The sequence below is a fragment of the Clostridium pasteurianum DSM 525 = ATCC 6013 genome (assembly GCF_000807255.1).
Lineage (GTDB): Bacteria > Bacillota > Clostridia > Clostridiales > Clostridiaceae > Clostridium_I > Clostridium_I pasteurianum.
In genome coordinates this window covers 2,268,943-2,288,932 of record NZ_CP009268.1, presented here as the reverse complement: position 1 = coordinate 2,288,932, position 19,990 = coordinate 2,268,943, and the positions used below count along the sequence as shown (strand labels likewise).

The following is a 19,990-nucleotide window of genomic DNA, read 5'->3' as shown; positions in this document are numbered from 1 at the left end:
TTTCTTAAGTTGACTTTTTATAAACATAATATTAGAATAAATATGGTGAAAGTAAAATTGGATGCTATATAGTATCCAATTTTTATTTATGACTTTTGTAATCATACATTGTAGTATAATTATTATTGAGGAATAAGTTTGGAGGATAAAACATGGAATTATTTACTAGAAGTGACATAAGAAATATAGCTATAATAGCACACGTTGACCATGGTAAGACAACACTTGTAGATTCGCTTTTAAAGCAGAGTCACGTATTTAGAAGTAATGAAAAAATTCAAGAAAGAGTTATGGACTCTAATGATTTAGAGAAAGAAAGAGGAATAACAATACTTTCAAAAAATACATCAGTAATACATAAAGGTATCAAAATTAATATTGTAGATACTCCAGGCCACGCAGATTTTGGTGGAGAAGTTGAGCGTGTATTGAAAATGGTTGATAGTGTTCTATTATTAGTAGATGCTTTTGAAGGACCTATGCCACAGACAAAGTTTGTTTTGAAAAAGGCTTTAGAACTTGGATTAAGGCCAATAGTTGTAGTAAATAAAATAGATAAACCTAATGCTAGACCAACAGAAGTTATAGATGAAGTTTTTGATTTATTTGTAGAATTGGGAGCTGATGATCAGCAACTTGAATTTCCAATAATTTATGCTTCTGCAAGAGATGGTATAGCTAAGTATGAAGTAGAAGATGATAATGACAACATGGAACCTTTATTTGATACAATAATTGAGCACGTAAAGGCACCAACTGGGTATTTAGACGCTCCTTTCCAAATGCTTGTAACTACTATTGATTCTAATGAATATGTGGGAAGAATAGGTATAGGAAAAGTAGAAAGAGGAAGATTAAAAAAGAATCAACAGGCTGCTCTTATTAGAAAAGATGGAACTACAGAAAATGTTAAAATATCATCACTTTATGTATATGAGGGCCTAAAGAGAGTAGAAACTGATGAGGTTATGATAGGTGATATAGCTGTTGTTGCTGGTATACAGGATGTAAACATTGGTGAAACTATAGCTGATGCCGCAAATCCAGAAGCACTTCCATTTGTAGAAATAGATGAGCCTACTCTAAGTATGTATTTTATAGTAAACAATTCTCCTTTTGCAGGTAGAGAAGGTGATTTCGTTACTTCAAGACATATAAGAGACAGATTAAATAAAGAATTAGAGACAAATGTAAGTCTTCGTGTGGAAGAAACAGATTCCGCTGATTCTTTTAAAGTAAGCGGAAGAGGAGAATTACATCTTTCAATATTAATAGAAACTATGAGAAGAGAAGGATTTGAATTCCAAGTTTCAAAGCCAATGGTTATATATAAAGAAAAAGATGGTAAAAAACTTGAACCTATAGAGAATTTAACTATTGATGTTCCAGAAGAATTTATGGGCGTAGTTATGGAAAAACTAGGACCTAGAAAAGCTGAACTTAAAAATATGACTTCAGCTATAAATGGTTATACAAGATTGGAATTTAGAATACCATCTAGAGGCCTTATTGGCTTTAGAAATGAGTTTATGACTGATACTAAGGGCAATGGTATAATGAATAGTGTACTTGATGGATATGAGCAATACAAAGGAGAAATACCTGAAAGAAGCAGAGGCTCTCTTGTAGTGTTTGAACCAGGAACAGCTGTAACTTATGGATTGTACAATGCACAGGAAAGAGGAAAACTCTTTATTGAAGCTGGTACAGAAGTTTATGCAGGAATGATAGCAGGAGAATGTTCAAGAGCTGAAGATATTGATGTTAATGTCTGCAAGAAGAAGCATCTTTCCAACACTAGGTCTTCTGGATCTGATGATGCGTTAAAATTAGTACCTGTAGGCGATATGACACTTGAGAGATGTCTTGAGTTTATAGCTTCTGATGAATTAGTGGAAATTACGCCTAAGAGTATAAGGATGAGAAAGAGAATATTAGATTCAAATCTTAGAAAAAGAGCAAGTAGAAATAAATAAAGATTATTGGATGGTATTGATATGAAAAGAAAATATAAAAGTAAAATAATTATTTGTATTTCTATAGTTATTATAACATTACTTTTTTTCTTCATATACATAGTAAACTCATTGAATCATCCTTTTAAGGTTACTAATAATAAAGAGTTTGAAATAAAAAGTGGAGATACTCTTTATGGAGTAATATCTAATCTTGACTCTAAAGGTCTTATTAGAAATCCTATAATTATAAAGGCTTATGTAAAATATAAAAAAGTTCCCGGCAATATTAAACCGGGACTTTATACTCTTTCAAGTAACTTGACTGTAGAAAAATTTATAAATAATATAAATAATGGTGCTTTTGATAAAAATACAGTATTTGTTACTATACCAGAAGGGTATGATTTATTACAAATTGCAGAATTATTAGATAAAAAAGGTGTTATAGCTAAGGAAGATTTTATAAAGGCAAATAATAATTATAAACTTCCTAATTATATAAATAAAAATAATAATAGAAAATATAAGTTAGAGGGATATCTTTTCCCAGATACTTATCAATTGAAAAAAAATATGTCTGGAGAAAAGGTAATAAATTTAATGTTAACACATTTTGAAAAACGATTTAGTGCTTTATTAAAAGAGAATAATATATCTTTAGATAAATCAAAATATGATAATATAATTACTATGGCATCTATAGTTGAAGGAGAAGCTAAAAAAGATGATGAAAGAAGTATAATAGCTTCAGTCTTTTACAATAGATTAAATAAAAATATGAAACTTCAATCCTGTGCTACGGTGGAGTATGCATTGGGTTATCATAAAGATAAATTGTATAATAAAGATTTAGAAATTAAATCTAATTATAATACCTATTATGTAAATGGATTACCAGCAGGACCTATATGTAATCCAGGATTAAAATCTATAGAAGCAGCTTTAAAACCTAAAAATACCAATTATATTTATTTTGTATCAAATAATGATGGAACTCACTTCTTCACAGACAATTATAAGAAATTTGAAGAGGTTAAAAACATTACTCAAGGTTCCAATTAGCTTGGAGGAATTTTTAATGAGTGGAATTACCTTTGATTATAATGAAGAATACATTAGAGGACTTATTTATGAAGAATCTGATATATTAAGAGAAATAGAAGAATTTGCCCATAAAAATCGTGTGCCTATAGTTCAAAAGGAAACCGCAAGATTTTTAGAATTAATGCTCACTATAAAAAGACCTTTAAATATATTGGAGTTAGGTACGGCAATTGGATATTCAGCTATATTGATGAGTATGTATTCTAGTAAAAATTCAAAAATAACAACTATTGAACGTGATATAAGTATGATAGAAGAAGCTAAAAAGAATATAAAAAAATATAATCTACAGAATAGGATAGAAATAAAACAAGGAGATTGTCTAGAAGTTTTAAAAGAATTAAAAGATAATGAATACGACTTTATATTTATGGATGCAGGAAAAGGCCATTATAATCACTTTCTTCCAGAGTGTTTAAGACTTATGAATAAAGATGCTGTTATTGTAGCAGACAATGTCTTATTTAGGGGTATGGTGGCAAATAATGAACTTGTAAAGAGAAGAAAGATTACTATTGTAAAGAGAATGAGAAATTATTTGGATATGGTTTCAAGAAATAAAGAACTCATAACATCTGTAGTCCCTATGGGAGATGGGATAGCTATTACTACAAGGAGGAAATATTAGATGAATAAACCAGAGATACTTGCACCAGCAGGAAATCTAGAAAAATTAAAAGCGGCTATAAATTTTGGAGCAGATGCAGTATACCTTGGTGGAAGTAAACTTAATTTAAGAGCTTTTGCAGATAATTTTACCACAGATGAACTTAAAGAAGGTATAGAATTTGCTCATAGTAAAAATAAAAGAGTATATGTTACATTAAATGTATTTCCACACAATGAAGATTTAGAAGGTTTAGAAGAGTATTTGAAAGAATTATATGAGCTTAAAGTAAATGCTATTATTGTATCAGATCCAGGTATAATTATGACTGCCAGAGAAGTGGTACCAAATTTAGAATTGCACTTAAGCACTCAAGCAAATAATGTAAATTGGAGATCTGCTATATTTTGGCATAAACAGGGTGTAAAGAGAATTGTTCTTGCAAGAGAACTATCTATTGAGGAAATAAAAGAGATAAGAGAAAAAATTCCAAGTGACTGTGAAATTGAAGCTTTTGTTCATGGCTCCATGTGCATGTCTTATTCAGGAAGATGCCTTCTTTCAAATTATATGACAGGAAGAGATTCCAATAGAGGACAATGTGCTCAACCCTGTAGATATAAATACTATCTGGTGGAAGAAAAAAGACCTAATGAATATTTTTCTATAAATGAAGATGACAAAGGAACCTATATAATGAATTCAAAAGATCTATGCATGATAGAACACATACCAGAACTTGTTGAGGCGGGGATAAATTCATTTAAAATTGAAGGTAGAATGAAAAGTTCTTATTATGTAGCTTCTGTAGTGAAAGCTTACAGAGAGGCTCTTGATCATTATTTTGAGAATCCTATTGCATATAAATTTGACCCTAAATGGATGGAGTATTTAACGAGACCTAGCCATAGGGTATATTATACCGGCTTTTACTTTGGAGAAAAAGATAAACAATATCATAGCTCTTCAGCTTACATAAGAAATTTTGATATTGTTGGAATGGTATTAGACTATGATTTGAAAACTAAAAGAGCTGTTATAGAGCAGAGAAATAAAGCTTTTCAGGGAGATACTGTGGAAGTTTTAAAGCCAAAGGGAGACAATATTATTATAGAATTACAGGATTTAAAAGACAAAAATGATAAACCTATTGAATCTACACCAGTAGCTCAGATGATATATTCAATAAAAACGGATGTAGTTTTAGAAAAAGGTAATATTCTTATTAAAGAAAAAAATCAGAATATATAAATTTTAATTTATATATTAATATAATTACAATATAAAAAATATCTATTTATTAATGGATATTTTTTGTTAAAACACGTATATTTTAAATTGTTTATAGAGATCATTTTGTATAAAATACCTTGCTTTAGTCTAGAATTAAGACTAGGGTGAGGTGTTTTTTGTGAATATAAAAAGTAAAAAATGTTCCATAGTTCTGATTGTTTTTTTTAGTATGTTTATTTTTTTGATATATAAATTGTATTCTATAGCTTATATTAAAAATGCTACTCTTATGACAAGCTTTAATGCCCAAAATACTTCTTTTGAAAGGACAACAGATCTAAATTATAATGTATTAGATACCAATGGTAAGCAGCTTTTAAACTATCAACAGGAATATTATGCAGTAATAAATCCATATATATTTCTTAAGAACAATAGCGACACAAATATGTATGATCTTAGAGCATTAACCTATACTCTGAGGAATTATAATAAAGATTATGATCTATTTAATGATAGCATTAAGACAGAAAATCAGAAGCTGTATTGGAAAATTGATGAGGATATTTATAATAAAATTAAAAATATAAAAGATGTAAATGGATTTTATGCTTATACCTATTATAAAGTTGACCGAAGTGAGGCAGCGGACATAGGCAATATATTAACCAATATGAAAGATAATAACAATAAAGATAAAGGTAAGGATTCTTTAGAGTATTATATTTCAGATAGATTAAAAGACAATTCTTATAATCAGAAAGCTTTTGAAAGAGATGTATATGGAAATCTTTCGGATATAAAAGATATAAAAAATAATAGTAATATAAATGTAAAGTTAACTATTGATAATGATATGAATAATAAAGTAAATTCTATTTTAAATGAAGATGAGTTTAAAGATTATGATCAAATTAGTGCTTTAGTAATGGAGAGTGATACTGGTAAAATAAGAGTATTAACTCAAAAAAATTTTAACAGAGGGAATGTTAATATGGGAATAGAAGATGGATATCTTTTTCCGGGATCCATATTTAAGATTATAGTGGAAGAAGCAGCTTTAGAAAGTAACAGCATAAATACTACACAAAAATTTCAAGATACAGGTAAATATAATCAAGAGGGTAAAACAGGAAATTACACAGTAAATGAAGCCTTTATATTATCTTCTAACGAGGCTTTTATGAAAATAGGAAATATTACAGGCTACGATAATATATATAAATATGCAAAAGATCAGGGGATTTTTGATAAAGTATTGGGGTTAAATTATGAACAATATGCCATACCTAAATTAGATCCAAATTCTGTAGGGGATATAAGTTTAATGTCTATAGGACAGAAGTTTAGAATAACTCCGTTAGAAGCATTAAGTCTTCCAAATACAATTATTAACAATGGAACATATGTGAAACCAAGTATTATAGAGTCATATGTAGATACAGATGGTAAAGTGGTTTATACTCCAGACACTATAAGAAAAAATGTATTGAGTATAAGTACAGTAAATATAATAAAAGATCAGATGAGAAAGGTAGTAACTGATAAAAAAGGAACTGCACAGTTAGCTTATGTAGCTAACAATGATATAGGAGGTAAAACTGGAACATCCACCAGAATTGAAAAGGAGAAACACGTAGATGGATGGTTTGTGGGTTTTTTTAAGATAAAAGATAAATATTATTCAGCTGTAGTTCAGGTACCGAATATAAAAAGTAGTGAAGAAGCCGGGAATACAGCGGTACCTGTATTTAAGCGGATAGTAGAGGAACTTAATAAATGATCATAATCAGTATAGAAATATAATATTTTTTAATAATGATCTTTAATTAATATAGTACATGCACTTTTTTTATAAACAAACATAATATATTAATAAGCACTATTGGGAGGGGCATCTCTGTGTTTATAATATATTGCCTACTAAATATGTTTGGTAGCATAACTTTTTTGACAGCTTATGTTGGAAATGGTGCTTCATTTCCAAAACCGTTAACAGAAAGTGAAGAAAAGTATTACTTAACTAAATTAAAGGAAGGAGATAAATTTGCCAAAGGTGTATTGGTGGAAAGAAATCTAAGATTAGTGGCTCATATTGTAAAAAAATATTCTTATTCTGGAAAGGATTCGGATGATTTAATATCAATAGGCACGGTAGGACTTATTAAAGCTATTGATTCATTTAACGATTCTAAGGGTACTAGGCTTGCCACATATGCTGCTAGATGTATTGAAAATGAAATATTAATGCTAATAAGAAATAATAAGAAAACAAAAGGTGAAGTATATCTTCAAGATCCTATTGGTATAGATAAAGAGGGAAATGAAATTTCACTTATGGATATTTTAAGCAGTGAAGAGGATTCTGTTATAGAAATTGTGGAAAATAGAATTCAAGTTAAAAAGCTCTATGAAGAAATAGATAATTGTTTAAAGGGAAGAGAGCGATTAATTATTTTGATGAGGTATGGATTAAAAGATGGAAGAGCAAAGACTCAAAGAGAAATAGCAAGTTTACTTGGAATCTCAAGGTCCTATGTTTCTAGAATTGAAAAAAGAGCACTGAAGAAATTAAATCGTCAATTAAACGTAATGGATAAGTAAATCATGTTTATCAATTGAAGCAAGTTCTTAATTCAGGTGGGTATTCTTTTACCCCATCTTGAATTTTAGAACTGCAAATGCATGGCTTACTTGACGTCGAATTCCCACTTGAAGAAAAGCAGAGAACCAAAATCTTTTTTTGATTTTGTGTGAATCGCTTTCACAGAGTGCAAGCAGAGAACCAAAATCTTTTTTTGATTTTGTGTGAGGGCTGTACAGAGTGCGTTGGATACTTACGCCAAGTTAGTCAGGTTAAAAAGATACTCTATAAGAAAAGCGAAAAACAATATAATTTTGTTTTTTCGCTTTTTTATTGCATAATAATCAATAGTTAGATTTTATTAAAATATTTATTTTAGTATGAAGGTTTAAACTATAGTGTATAATTGTTAATTTTTTTTTACTAAATAACAATTATGTTATATAATTATTGTATATTATAAATGTTAAGTACTGGAGGATTAAAGTTGAAAGATTTAAATGAACTATTAAAATTGACACTAGATAATAAAGCATCTGATTTACATATAACTGTTGGGGTACCACCGGTTATAAGAGTAAATGGTGAACTTAATCCCATAGATGAGGACAAACTCTTTCCACAAGATACAGAAAAATATGCAAGAGAATTACTTCAATCCAAGTTCAATGAATACTGTGAAAAAGGTGAGATGGATTTATCTTATTCTGTAGCTGGTATAGGAAGGTTTAGGGTTAATGCCTATAAACAACGTGGAAGCGATGCCATAGCAATTAGAAATGTAGGATTAAAAATACCAGAACTTAAAGATTTGAAATTTCCAAAATCCATAGAAGAAGTGATTCAGGCACAAAGGGGATTAATATTGGTTACAGGACCTACAGGAAGTGGTAAAAGTACTACATTAGCAGCAATGATAAATGAGATTAACGCTAATAGAAAGGCTCATATAATAACCTTAGAAGATCCTATTGAATATATGCATAAACACAATAAATCAATTATAAATCAAAGGGAGATAGGAAGAGACAGCAGCAGTTACGCTACTGCGTTAAAAGCTATTTTAAGAGAAGATCCTGATGTTATTTTAATTGGAGAGATGAGGGATTTGGAAACTATATCTATAGCTATTACGGCAGCTGAAACAGGTCATCTTGTATTTTCTACATTGCATACAATAGGTGCTGCAAAAACTATAGATAGAATAATTGATGTATTTCCACCTTTTCAGCAGCAACAAATAAAAATACAGCTTGCCGCTGTTATTAAGGGTATAGTATCTCAACAATTAATACCTATGGAAGATAATACTGGCAGAATAGCAGCTTTGGAGATAATGATTAGCACTCCTGCTATTCAAAATCTTATAAGGGAAGGAAAAACCCATCAGCTACAATCACTTATACAAACTGGAAATAAGTATGGTATGAAAACTATGGATATGTCTTTGGTAGAATTATATAAAAAAGGTATTATCTCTAGAGAATCTGCTTTAATGTATAGTGTAGATAAAGAACTTATTTCAAAATTATTAATTTTCTAGATATAAGTTCTCAAATTGAATACATTATATATTTTAAGGTGACTTTAAATATATTAAAAGAAAGTGGATATAATATTTAGTAATAATATCAATTATGATTACGTTGTATATTAAAATATTTTTAATGTTTTTATAGTAATTAAAATATTTTTGTGCTAAAATATCTTTGTTTGGGGGGATACATAGTGGATGAACTAAAAAATATAATTATTATTGGTTCACGTGCCTTAACAGGTTTTGTATTTGTTTTTTCTGCATATTGCTTATTTATTTCTTTATTTGGATTCCATAAAAAGAAGGAAGTTTCTTCTGTAAAACCTAAAAAAAGATTTGCTTTAATAGTAGCCGCACACAATGAAGAAACTGTTATAAGTGATATAGTACTTAGTCTTAAAGGACTAGATTATCCAAAGGAAATGTATGATACTTTTGTAATTGCCGATAATTGTACTGATAATACTGCTGATAAGGCAAGGAAAAATGGTGCTTTAGTGTATGAAAGATTCAATAATGATAAAAGAGGAAAAGGATATGCACTTGAATGGATGTTTAAAAAATTATTTAAAATGAAAAAGAAGTATGATGCTGTGGTTATATTTGATGCAGATAATATAATTTGTAAAGATTTTTTAAATGCCATGAATAAAAAACTCTGTGAAGGCTATAAAGTAGTGCAAGGTTATTTAGATAGTAAAAATCCTAATGATACTTGGATTACTGGAAGTTATTCTATCTCTTTTTGGGCAAATAATAGAATGTTTCAGCATTCAAGAGATAATTTAGGAATATCCAGTCAATTAGGAGGTACAGGGTGTTGTATTGACATAAAAATGCTTGAGAAATTAGGTTGGGGTGCTACTTGTTTAACAGAGGATTTGGAGTTCACCTGTAAACTAGTGAGCAATGGATATAAAGTAGGATTTGCCTATGATGCTGTAGTATATGATGAAAAACCACTTACATTAGTTCAATCATGGAAACAGAGAAAAAGATGGATGCAAGGTTATGCTGATGTATCAGAAAGATATTTTTTTAGATTGTTGAAAAAAGGTATAAAGGAAAGAAATTTTACTGCTATTGATTGTGCTATCTATACAATACAACCTGTGCTATTTATCTTAATGGGTATATCAACAGTAATTGGAATAGGCAAGTTATTGTTAAATAGTTATAACTATTTATTTGGTACTAATATAGTTGTGGGTTCTTCAAATACTGGTGTATTTACAACTATGACAGGAGTTTTGGCTATAATAATGTATCTATACACACCTTTTTTATTGCTTTTAGATAAAAAATTTAATTTAAAAATTTTAATTTATTATATTATACTGCCTGTTTATGCTATAACATGGTTGCCGATTTCTATTCAAGGTATTTTAAATAGAAAAAATAAGGAGTGGAGTCATACATTACATACAAGAAGTGTTGATATAAAAGATTTCGAAAAAGCAAATTAATTAACCTTAGGTATTATAATAAAGAGGTTAGGTAATACCTACCTCTTTTTGTGCTATATAGCATTAAAATAATTAAGTAGTATAGAGATAGATTAAAAATTAAGTTTAAATTCCATTTATAGGTACTAAAAATAACTATATAGACAATAAATTTAAATCTAATATAAAAATATATTAAAAAAAAAGAGGAAAAATAAATTATATGTTGAATATCTTATAATGAAAAGGGTTCTCTTATAGGGGGGGAAACTGTATGAATGATTATTTAGTAGGAATAGATATTGGATCTTCGAAGATATGTGCGGCAGTAGGCAGATTTAATAAAAATGGGGAACTTACAATACTAGGTGTTACTTCTGTTGTGAGCCGCGGATTAAAAAAAGCTGTTGTAGTTGATATTGACAATTCAGCAGAATCCATAAGGGAATGTGTAAAAAAGCTTGAAAGAATGGTTGATATTGAAATAAAAGAAGCTTATATTTCACTCCCTGGAGGAATAAGTGAACTTGTACATAATACTGGAATAGTAGCTATATCCTCTGAAGATAGGGAAATAAGAAAGAGTGATGTTGATAGAGTTTTAGAAGCTGCTAAGCTTATATCAATTTCATCTGATAAAGAAATTATAGGTATTGAGCCACAACAATTTATTATTGATGGTTACGATAATATTAAAGATCCAGTAGGAATGAGCGGATTGAGATTGGAAGTAGAAGCGGAAGTGCTGTTGGCGCAAACAACTATAGTTAATAATCTTATTAAAAGCGTAAATAAAGCTGGAATTGAGGTTAATGGTATTTGCCTTCAACCTAAAGCCACAGCTAAAGTAGTATTGATGCAAGAAGAAAGAGAAATGGGAGTTGCATTGGTAGATGTAGGTGCTGAGATAATAGATGTAACTATAATAAAAAATGATAATTTATGTTTTACATCAATAATACCGCTAGGTGGAAACAGTATAACTAATGACATATCATTGGGTCTAAAAATACCATTGAGTGAAGCAGAAAAATTTAAAGTTAAATATGCTAATTTACTGGAAGATTCTATAAACTCGGAGAAAAGGGATTTCAATATTAAGTCATCTTACAATGAAGACATAAAAGTAGATTATAATTTTCTGAAGGAAATTATAGAGGCTAGAGTAGAAGAACTAATAACACTTACTAAAAATGAAATAATTAGAAGTGGTCATTTTGAAGAAATTACTGATGTTGTATTTGTTGGAGGAGGTATTTCCTCCATTAAGGGAGTTGTAGATTTGTCAAAGAGCATATTGAAAAAACCTGTTAGAATTGGATCACCTAAGTATGTAGGTGCTGCTAATCCTATATATGCTGCGGCAGTTGGTATTGTGAAAGATGCCTCTGATATTTTTAAACAAACTGAAACATTAAATAATTATCATGAAGAAACAGAAAATGATAGTATTTGGAATCAAAGTAATAAAAAGAATTATGAAAATACAAGTGTTTTATCAAAAGTAAGAAATTTTCTTGCAGATTTTTTCTAATGAGGAGGGAATATTGTGCTTGATTTTGATGTTGATGTTCAACAATTTGCGCAGATAAAAGTTATAGGATGTGGTGGCGGAGGAAACAACGCTGTTAATAGAATGATTGTAGAAGGGCTTAAAAATGTAGAATTTATTGCTATAAATACAGATAAACAGGCTTTGGCACTTTCACAAGCCTCGCAAAAAATACAAATTGGAGATAAGCTTACCAAGGGTCTTGGAGCGGGAGCTAATCCAGAAATAGGTCAAAAGGCCGCAGAGGAAAGTAAAGATGAAATATCTGAAGCTATTAAAGGTGCGGATATGGTATTCATAACTGCTGGTATGGGTGGTGGAACTGGAACTGGTGCTGCACCTGTAGTTGCAGAAATAGCAAAATCTATGGGTATACTTACAGTAGGAGTTGTAACAAAGCCATTTCCTTTTGAAGGAAGAAAAAGAATGATTCATGCTGAGGGCGGTATAAAAAGCCTAAAAGAAAGAGTAGATACTCTGGTAACTATACCAAATGAGAGATTACTTTCAATTGTAGATAAAAAGACTACGTTAGTTGAATCCTTTAAATTTGCAGATGATGTTTTAAGACAGGGTGTACAAGGTATATCAGATCTTATAACAATACCAGGACTAGTTAACCTTGATTTTGCAGATGTAAGAACTGTAATGTTAGATAAGGGGCTTGCTCATATGGGAGTAGGATCTGGTACTGGTGATACAAGGGCAGCAGATGCAGCAAAAGAAGCCATATCTAGTCCATTGTTAGAAACTTCAATTGTTGGAGCTACTGGTGTGCTTTTAAATGTAACTGGTGGAGAGGATCTAGGACTTCTTGAGATAAATGAAGCAGCACAAATTGTACAAGAAGCTGCAGATCCCGATGCAAATATAATTTTTGGAGCAGTTATTGATGAGAATCTAAAAGATGAGTTAAGAATAACTGTAATTGCTACAGGATTTGAGAGTGATAAAACTGAAACCACATTTGTAAATAATATCAAAGAAGAAATTAAAAAGCCAGAACAAGAAGTTGCAAGTACGATAGATTATTCATCTAATATTAAACAAGATGATTTAGACGTTCCTGCATTCCTAAGAAGGCAGCATAAAGGAAGATTATAAATAAAAAAGCACTGTTTTATTTAAGTTAGATAAAACAGTGCTTTTTTATTTTAAAATTTATAGTTTATCTATTAGTTTTATTTAAAAAATTTTATCTTTGTATAATATATATAAAGGTAAAATTTTTGTATGAGAATGAATTTAATTGATATTATTTATTGTAAACTGGCATATTTAAGGAATAAAAAGTTTTGATTAGGGATTACAAATTGACAAAATTTTATAGAATTAAGTTATATAATAAAGTCTAAAGGAGGGATTCAAGTGGTTGTATATTTGGATATACTTATTATTGAAAATTTAATTGTAAATATGTTTTTGTTATATATAACTTCTCAGACATTAAAAATAAAAATTAAATTACAATATTTACTTGCAGCTGCTCTTTTGGGAAGTATGTATGTTTTAACTATTATATATCCCTTACCTAAACTCTTATCTTCCATAGGTTTTAAGTTTTTTGTAGCCTTATTAATGATAATTGTAGTTTTTAGAAAGAGTAATGTAATATTTAATATTAAAGCAGCTGCTATATTTATATTATATTCAATGATGACTGCTGGATTTTGCATTTTTATAGAATTTTATTTTAGTAAAGGTTTAACTTTTGATAATATGCCTGTGTTTTCTTATAAATATATTTTATGTTCTATAATGATTTTATATATAACAATTCACAGAATAATTATTTTTATAAAAGACCGTAAGGAAATAGTAAGTTTTATATATGATGTGGACATAATGTTTGATGAAAAGAAAAAGAGAGTAAAGGCATTTTTAGATACAGGAAATGAATTGAGAGAGCCTTTGACTAATCTTCCGGTTATGATTGTAGAAAGATCCATTTTAAAAGACATAAATATAAAAGAAAAAGATATGTTTTACATACCATTTAAAGTTGTAAATGGCTCAGGAGGATATCTAAAAGGATTTAAACCATCCAATGTAAATATATATAAAAATAGTATGCTTGAAAAAACTGAATTAATTGTTGCTGTTTGCGATACTAAGCTCAGTGACTTAAATGATTATAATGCTTTATTATCTAGAGGAATTATTTAGTATTGGGGGAAATAGGGATGTGGTTAAGTGTCTTGTTTAATAGAATATTAGTAAGATTTAAAATTTTTGCAAAAAAAATAATGTATATTGGAGGAAATGATGCTTTGCCACCACCTCTTACAAAAGATGAAGAGAATGATTTAGTGAATAAGCTAGTAGAAGGTGATGAAAGTGTAAGAGCTATTCTCATTGAAAGAAATTTAAGGTTAGTTGTGTATATAGCGAGGAAATTCGAAAATACAGGTGTTGGTGTAGAAGATTTAATTTCAGTAGGTACTATTGGTCTTATAAAAGCTGTAAATACTTTTAATCCAGATAAAAAAATAAAATTGGCAACTTATGCATCTAGATGTATAGAAAATGAAATATTGATGTATTTGAGAAGAAATAGTAAAGTAAAAGCTGAAATATCATTTTATGAACCTCTTAACATTGATTGGGATGGAAATGAATTGTTATTATCAGATATATTGGGCACAGAAAATGATGCTGTATATAATTTAATAGAAGATGAGGTAGATAAACAACTTTTGATAATAGCAATGAAAAAACTAAGCATGCGAGAAAAAGAAATAGTTGAGCTTAGATATGGCTTAAATGGTAAGGGAGAAAAGACTCAAAAAGAAGTAGCAGATATGCTTGGAATTTCTCAATCCTATATTTCAAGACTTGAAAAGAGAATTATAAAAAGATTAAAAAAGGAAATTAAAAAAATGTTGTAAGGTTGTCTTTAGTATAAAATCAGTTTTCAGAGGGAATAATTTAAATGCTATTATTCTAAAGGGGCTGATGATATTGATGATCAATAAAGTAGAAATATGCGGCGTTAATACTTCAAAACTTCCAGTGTTAAAAGAAAAGGAAATGAGAGAACTTTTGCTGCAAATGAAAAATGGCAATACAACTTGTAGAGAAAAATTTATAAGAGGCAATTTAAGATTAGTGTTAAGTGTTATACAAAGATTTAATAATAGAGGAGAAAATGCAGATGACTTATTTCAAGTTGGATGTATTGGGTTAATAAAATCAATAGATAATTTTGATTTAAGTCAAAATGTTAAGTTTTCTACATATGCAGTTCCTATGATAATAGGAGAAATAAGAAGATATTTAAGGGATAATAATTCTATAAGAGTTAGTAGATCTTTGAGAGATATTGCCTATAGGGCATTACAGGTAAGAGATAAACTTATTGCAAAAAACAATAAAGAACCTACAGTATCACAAATTGCTGAGGAGCTTAAAGTTCCACGAGAAGATGTTATATTTGCATTAGATGCTATACAGGATCCCATATCTTTATTTGAACCAATATATCACGATGGAGGAGACGCTATATATGTCATGGATCAAATTAGTGACAGTAAAAATCTAGATGATAGTTGGCTTGAAAATATATCTATAAAAGAAGCTATGAAAAAACTAAATGACAGAGAAAAACTTATATTAAATATGAGATTTTTCGATGGAAGAACTCAGATGGAAGTGGCAGATGAAATAGGAATATCTCAAGCACAAGTATCGAGACTTGAAAAAACGGCGTTAAGGCATATGAGAAAATATGTATAGATATACTATATAAAACTACAAGTAAAAAATAATTAAAGTTGCTATTTATTTTTAATGGCAACTTTAATTATTTTTATATAGAAAAATTGCATGATTTATTAATATTAAAGTAATTATATATAATTACTTTAATATAATTTAATATAAACATTATATATTTTGTTAATAAAAATATATAATCCTATTTAATTTATAATATTTTTACAAGGAGAGAGATATATATGGATATGAGTATGTATTCTTTAAATAGCTTGAAAGCTATGGAGATAATAGATATAAATACAGGATGTAAGCTTGGATATATAAAGGATATGGTCATAGATTGTAATAATTATAAAATTATTTCTATTTTGATTCCCAATCAGCAAAATGGTGGATGGTTTTCAAAAAACAATGATATAGAAATTCCATGGTCACAAATAACTAAGATAGGAGTTGATGTTATTTTAATAGATGGAAAGGATATACTATATAATAATGATTGAAGATATTATGATTTTAAGTGTATAATATAATTATTATTGTATACAAAGGACGTGAAGAATATTGAAATGCCCATTTTGCGGATTTGAAGATAGTAAAGTTATTGATTCTAGATCTACGGAAGATAATATGGCTATTAGAAGAAGAAGAGAGTGTTTACAATGTAATAAAAGGTATACTACTTATGAAAAGATAGAAGATATTCCTATACTAGTGGTAAAAAAAGATTCAAGTAGAGAATTTTTTGACAAATCTAAAATAATCAATGGACTTATAAAAGCATGCCAAAAAAGACCTGTTTCCAGAAAGCAAATAGAAGATATTGCTACAAAAGTTGAAAAAAGCCTTAGTAATGAGATGTTAACAGAAGTAAAATCAGATATGATTGGTGAAGTTATAATGGAAAAATTAAAAGAGATAGATGAAGTTTCCTATGTTAGATTTGCATCAGTATATAGACAGTTTAAGGACATAAATACTTTTATGAAGGAGATAAGTAATTTATTGACAAGTAAAAAATCTAAATAATATGAGAATAATAAATTTCCATGTTAAATCCTTGTTAATAATATTAAATTTAAAGTTTAAAAGTATTATTATATTAAATATGGAGGTTGAAATATGGATATTGTAATTGATAATTATAAATTTATAAATTTTAAAGATGATAACATAAATATTAATTTTTCTACGGCTAAAAATAATCTTGATTTTAATATTAATACTTCAGAAGGATTAAATAATCTTGAAAATATAAAACAATGGTTTGGGGTACAGTCAGTAGGATATCTTAGACAAACACATAGTGATAAAATATGTTTATATGATGGAGTTATTCATGAAGGTGATGCTATAATAACGGACAAGCCTCATACAGCCATTGGAATATTTACTGCTGATTGTGTACCAGTTTTGATTTACAGTAAAACTAGAGCTGTAATAGCGGCAGTACATAGCGGCTGGAAAGGTACCCTTTCTCAAATTGTTTATAAAACTATAAAGAAAATTATAAGTTTATTTTATATAAATATAGAAGATATTAGAGTTTATATAGGTCCTCATAATAGAGAATGCTGTTATGAGTTTGGAGAGGATGTAGCTGAACAATTCTATAATAAAGATATTTATAGAAACCTAAAGATTTATGAAAATGGAAAATTAAATTTAGAAACTTGTATAAAAAAACAGATCACTGAAACTGGTGTTCCAGAAAAAAATATAAAGAGTTTAAATATATGCACTTACTGTAATGAGGAATATGACCTTTTTTCCTATAGAAAGCAAAAAATTAATTATGGAAGAATGTATTCTTTTATATATATAAAGTGATAATATTTGGAGGTTAAATTTATGGCTGGAGAAAAGATTTTAATAGTTGATGATGAAGAACATATTATAGAATTGATAAAATTTAATTTAGAAAATAGTGGATACAAAGTTACATTTACTAATAATGGTAATGATGCGGTTAAACTAGCTAAAAGTGAAATTCCTCAACTTATATTATTAGATTTAATGATTCCTGGGCTGGATGGGTATGATGTTTGCAGAGAGATAAGAAAAGATCCATCAATTGCTACTATACCAGTAATTATGATTACTGCTAAAAGTGAAGAAATTGATAAAATATTAGGATTGGAACTGGGAGCAGATGATTATATAACTAAGCCTTTTTCCATAAGGGAGATGATGGCAAGAGTAAAAGCCATGCTTAGAAGGGCTAAAACCCAATATCAGGATGACATATATACTATCGGCGATATGAGTATTGATTTTCAAAGACATGAAGTAATAAAGAATAATAAAAGAGTAGAACTAACTTTAAAGGAATTTGAGTTGCTTCAGATACTTATAAAAAATAAAGGAAGAGTTATGACTAGAGATTTTTTGTTAGATAAGGTTTGGGGTTATGAATACATGGGAGAAACTAGAACTGTTGATGTACATATAAGACATTTGAGGCAAAAAATTGAGGATGATGATAAAAATCCAAAATATATTGAGACTATCAGAGGCATAGGATATAGATTTAATTGTAATGGAGAATAACATGAAAAAAAAGATTAAACTATACACTTTATTTACTATATTTTTTACATTAATAATAGTAACGTTACTTTTTATATCTTTAATTAATTATCAATATGAGCAGAATACTAAACTAAAGCTTAAAGATAATAATAAGTTCATTATAACTGTTTTAGATTTTAATGATTTAAATAAAACTAAAGAATTTTTAAATAAAGAATATATAAGTTCTGATATAAGTGTTACTATTATAACTAAATATAACAATGATATCATATTTAGTTCGGACAAAGATATTAATGGAACTAATAAAAACTTCTATTATGAATCTATAAAAACGAAAAATTCTAAAGACTATTATGCTATAAAGTATAGTAACATATCCAATAGAAATATTATGTATTATGGAACTAAATATAATAATTATATTATTCTAAGTTCACAACCATTAAATCTTAGAGAAACACTAAAAGTATATTATTTGAAATATTACGCTTTTATGATGATAGTAGTTCTTTTAATGTCTTTTTGGTTTGCAAAAAAATTGTCCGATATAATTATAAAACCAATAAAAGATCTAGAAACTATTGCAGATATGGTAGATAAAGGTGAATTTAAAAAAAGTATTATGATTGATTCTGATGATGAACTAGCAAGTCTAGGAGAAAAGTTTAATAATATGGCACAAAAACTAAAGCTTACTATGAAAGATTCATTAGATAAACAAAATAGAATGGAAGCCATACTTAAAAGTATGGAGAGTGGAGTAGTTGCAGTAAATAGAAATCGTAAAGTTATATTGATAAATCCCTATGCTGAAATGCTGTTTGGTATAGAAGAAAATATTATAGGTAAAAATTTAATGGACAGTATTAGAGATTTTGAAATTGAAGATGTATTTAAATCTGATTTCACGGATTTTAAAGAAGTTAAGATATTGTGGCCTGAAGAAAAAGTTATTAGAATTAAAACTACTGATATAGTTAATGGGAAAAAACATATTGGTAAGGTTGCAGTATTTCAGGATATAACAGATATCAGAAAATTAGAAAATATGAGATCACAATTTGTTGCAAATGTTTCTCATGAATTAAAAACTCCACTAACTTCAATAAAGGGATTTACAGAAACCCTAAAATATGTAGTAGATAATGAAAAGAGAATTAAATTTTTAGACATAATTGATGAAGAAGTGGAGAGGTTAACTAGATTAATAAATGATATTTTGACTTTGTCACATATAGAAGCACATAAAGAAATGAAACAGGAAATATTTTTTGTAGATGATATTATAAATAATGTATATAATTTAATGAAGAATATAGCTAAAAATAAAAATATATCTTTGTCTATTATAGAAAATTCTCATATAAAACTTTCGGGAGATAAAGATAGATTTAAACAGATGCTAATCAATTTAGTAGACAATGCTGTAAAGTATTCAGAAAGTAACGATAGGGTATATGTATCTTCCACTATAGAAAATAATATTAATATTATAGTTGTAGAAGATACGGGACTTGGTATATCAAAGGAACACATAAAAAGGCTTTTCGAAAGATTTTACAGAGTTGACAAAGCACGTTCAAGAGCAAAAGGGGGAACAGGGCTGGGACTTGCCATTGTTAAACATATAGTATTGAATTTTGGAGGAACTATAGAGGTGGAAAGCGAACTTGGGGAAGGTAGCAAATTTATTATTAAATTACCTCTAACTTTCTAAT

Annotated in this window: 18 protein-coding genes; all 18 read left to right on the top strand. The window is 28.5% G+C overall.

The window, feature by feature from the left end; translation table 11 throughout:
- Window positions 1-152: 152 nt before the first annotated feature.
- Window positions 153-1,976 (top strand): translational GTPase TypA, encoded by a 1,824-nt coding sequence (gene typA / locus CLPA_RS10410; protein WP_003441980.1) that lies wholly within the window; start codon window positions 153-155, stop codon window positions 1,974-1,976.
- Window positions 1,977-1,997: 21 nt separating this feature from the next.
- Window positions 1,998-3,020, top strand: coding sequence for an endolytic transglycosylase MltG (gene mltG, locus CLPA_RS10405; RefSeq protein WP_003441981.1), 1,023 nt, complete (start codon window positions 1,998-2,000; stop codon window positions 3,018-3,020).
- A 16-nt stretch (window positions 3,021-3,036) separates the two neighbouring features.
- Window positions 3,037-3,690 (top strand): O-methyltransferase, encoded by a 654-nt coding sequence (locus CLPA_RS10400; protein WP_003441982.1) that lies wholly within the window; start codon window positions 3,037-3,039, stop codon window positions 3,688-3,690.
- Window positions 3,691-4,920, top strand: a complete 1,230-nt coding sequence (locus CLPA_RS10395) for a peptidase U32 family protein (protein ID WP_003441983.1) — start codon at window positions 3,691-3,693, stop codon at window positions 4,918-4,920.
- Between the two features lie 160 nt (window positions 4,921-5,080).
- Window positions 5,081-6,685 (top strand): penicillin-binding transpeptidase domain-containing protein, encoded by a 1,605-nt coding sequence (locus tag CLPA_RS10390; protein ID WP_003441984.1) that lies wholly within the window; start codon window positions 5,081-5,083, stop codon window positions 6,683-6,685.
- Window positions 6,686-6,804: 119 nt separating this feature from the next.
- Window positions 6,805-7,506: an RNA polymerase sporulation sigma factor SigK gene (gene sigK / locus CLPA_RS10385; protein WP_003441985.1), complete on the top strand. Its 702-nt coding sequence runs from the start codon at window positions 6,805-6,807 to the stop codon at window positions 7,504-7,506.
- Between the two features lie 467 nt (window positions 7,507-7,973).
- Window positions 7,974-9,029: a type IV pilus twitching motility protein PilT gene (locus CLPA_RS10380; RefSeq protein ID WP_003441986.1), complete on the top strand. Its 1,056-nt coding sequence runs from the start codon at window positions 7,974-7,976 to the stop codon at window positions 9,027-9,029.
- Window positions 9,030-9,214: 185 nt separating this feature from the next.
- Entirely contained in the window at window positions 9,215-10,489 is a 1,275-nt protein-coding gene (locus CLPA_RS10375) for a glycosyltransferase family 2 protein (protein WP_003441987.1), read from the top strand.
- A gap of 253 nt (window positions 10,490-10,742) precedes the next feature.
- Complete coding sequence (ftsA, locus tag CLPA_RS10370; protein ID WP_003441988.1) at window positions 10,743-12,002, top strand: cell division protein FtsA; 1,260 nt, start codon at window positions 10,743-10,745, stop codon at window positions 12,000-12,002.
- A gap of 15 nt (window positions 12,003-12,017) precedes the next feature.
- Window positions 12,018-13,124: a cell division protein FtsZ gene (ftsZ, locus tag CLPA_RS10365; RefSeq protein ID WP_003441989.1), complete on the top strand. Its 1,107-nt coding sequence runs from the start codon at window positions 12,018-12,020 to the stop codon at window positions 13,122-13,124.
- Window positions 13,125-13,388: 264 nt separating this feature from the next.
- Window positions 13,389-14,186 carry a sigma-E processing peptidase SpoIIGA gene (spoIIGA, locus tag CLPA_RS10360; protein WP_003441990.1) on the top strand — a complete coding sequence of 266 codons (798 nt, stop codon included), beginning with the start codon at window positions 13,389-13,391 and terminating at the stop codon, window positions 14,184-14,186.
- A gap of 17 nt (window positions 14,187-14,203) precedes the next feature.
- Window positions 14,204-14,908 (top strand): RNA polymerase sporulation sigma factor SigE, encoded by a 705-nt coding sequence (gene sigE / locus CLPA_RS10355; protein ID WP_034830034.1) that lies wholly within the window; start codon window positions 14,204-14,206, stop codon window positions 14,906-14,908.
- Between the two features lie 73 nt (window positions 14,909-14,981).
- The gene (gene sigG / locus CLPA_RS10350; RefSeq protein WP_003441994.1) at window positions 14,982-15,755 is read left to right on the top strand and encodes an RNA polymerase sporulation sigma factor SigG; all 774 of its coding nucleotides are present in this window, start codon (window positions 14,982-14,984) and stop codon (window positions 15,753-15,755) included.
- A 221-nt stretch (window positions 15,756-15,976) separates the two neighbouring features.
- Window positions 15,977-16,240 (top strand): YlmC/YmxH family sporulation protein, encoded by a 264-nt coding sequence (locus CLPA_RS10345; RefSeq protein WP_003441997.1) that lies wholly within the window; start codon window positions 15,977-15,979, stop codon window positions 16,238-16,240.
- Between the two features lie 61 nt (window positions 16,241-16,301).
- The gene (gene nrdR / locus CLPA_RS10340; protein WP_003442000.1) at window positions 16,302-16,766 is read left to right on the top strand and encodes a transcriptional regulator NrdR; all 465 of its coding nucleotides are present in this window, start codon (window positions 16,302-16,304) and stop codon (window positions 16,764-16,766) included.
- A gap of 93 nt (window positions 16,767-16,859) precedes the next feature.
- The gene (pgeF, locus tag CLPA_RS10335; protein ID WP_003442002.1) at window positions 16,860-17,567 is read left to right on the top strand and encodes a peptidoglycan editing factor PgeF; all 708 of its coding nucleotides are present in this window, start codon (window positions 16,860-16,862) and stop codon (window positions 17,565-17,567) included.
- Between the two features lie 21 nt (window positions 17,568-17,588).
- Entirely contained in the window at window positions 17,589-18,287 is a 699-nt protein-coding gene (locus CLPA_RS10330; protein WP_003442004.1) for a response regulator transcription factor, read from the top strand.
- A gap of 1 nt (window position 18,288) precedes the next feature.
- Window positions 18,289-19,989: a HAMP domain-containing sensor histidine kinase gene (locus CLPA_RS10325; RefSeq protein WP_003442007.1), complete on the top strand. Its 1,701-nt coding sequence runs from the start codon at window positions 18,289-18,291 to the stop codon at window positions 19,987-19,989.
- Window position 19,990: the final 1 nt, after the last annotated feature.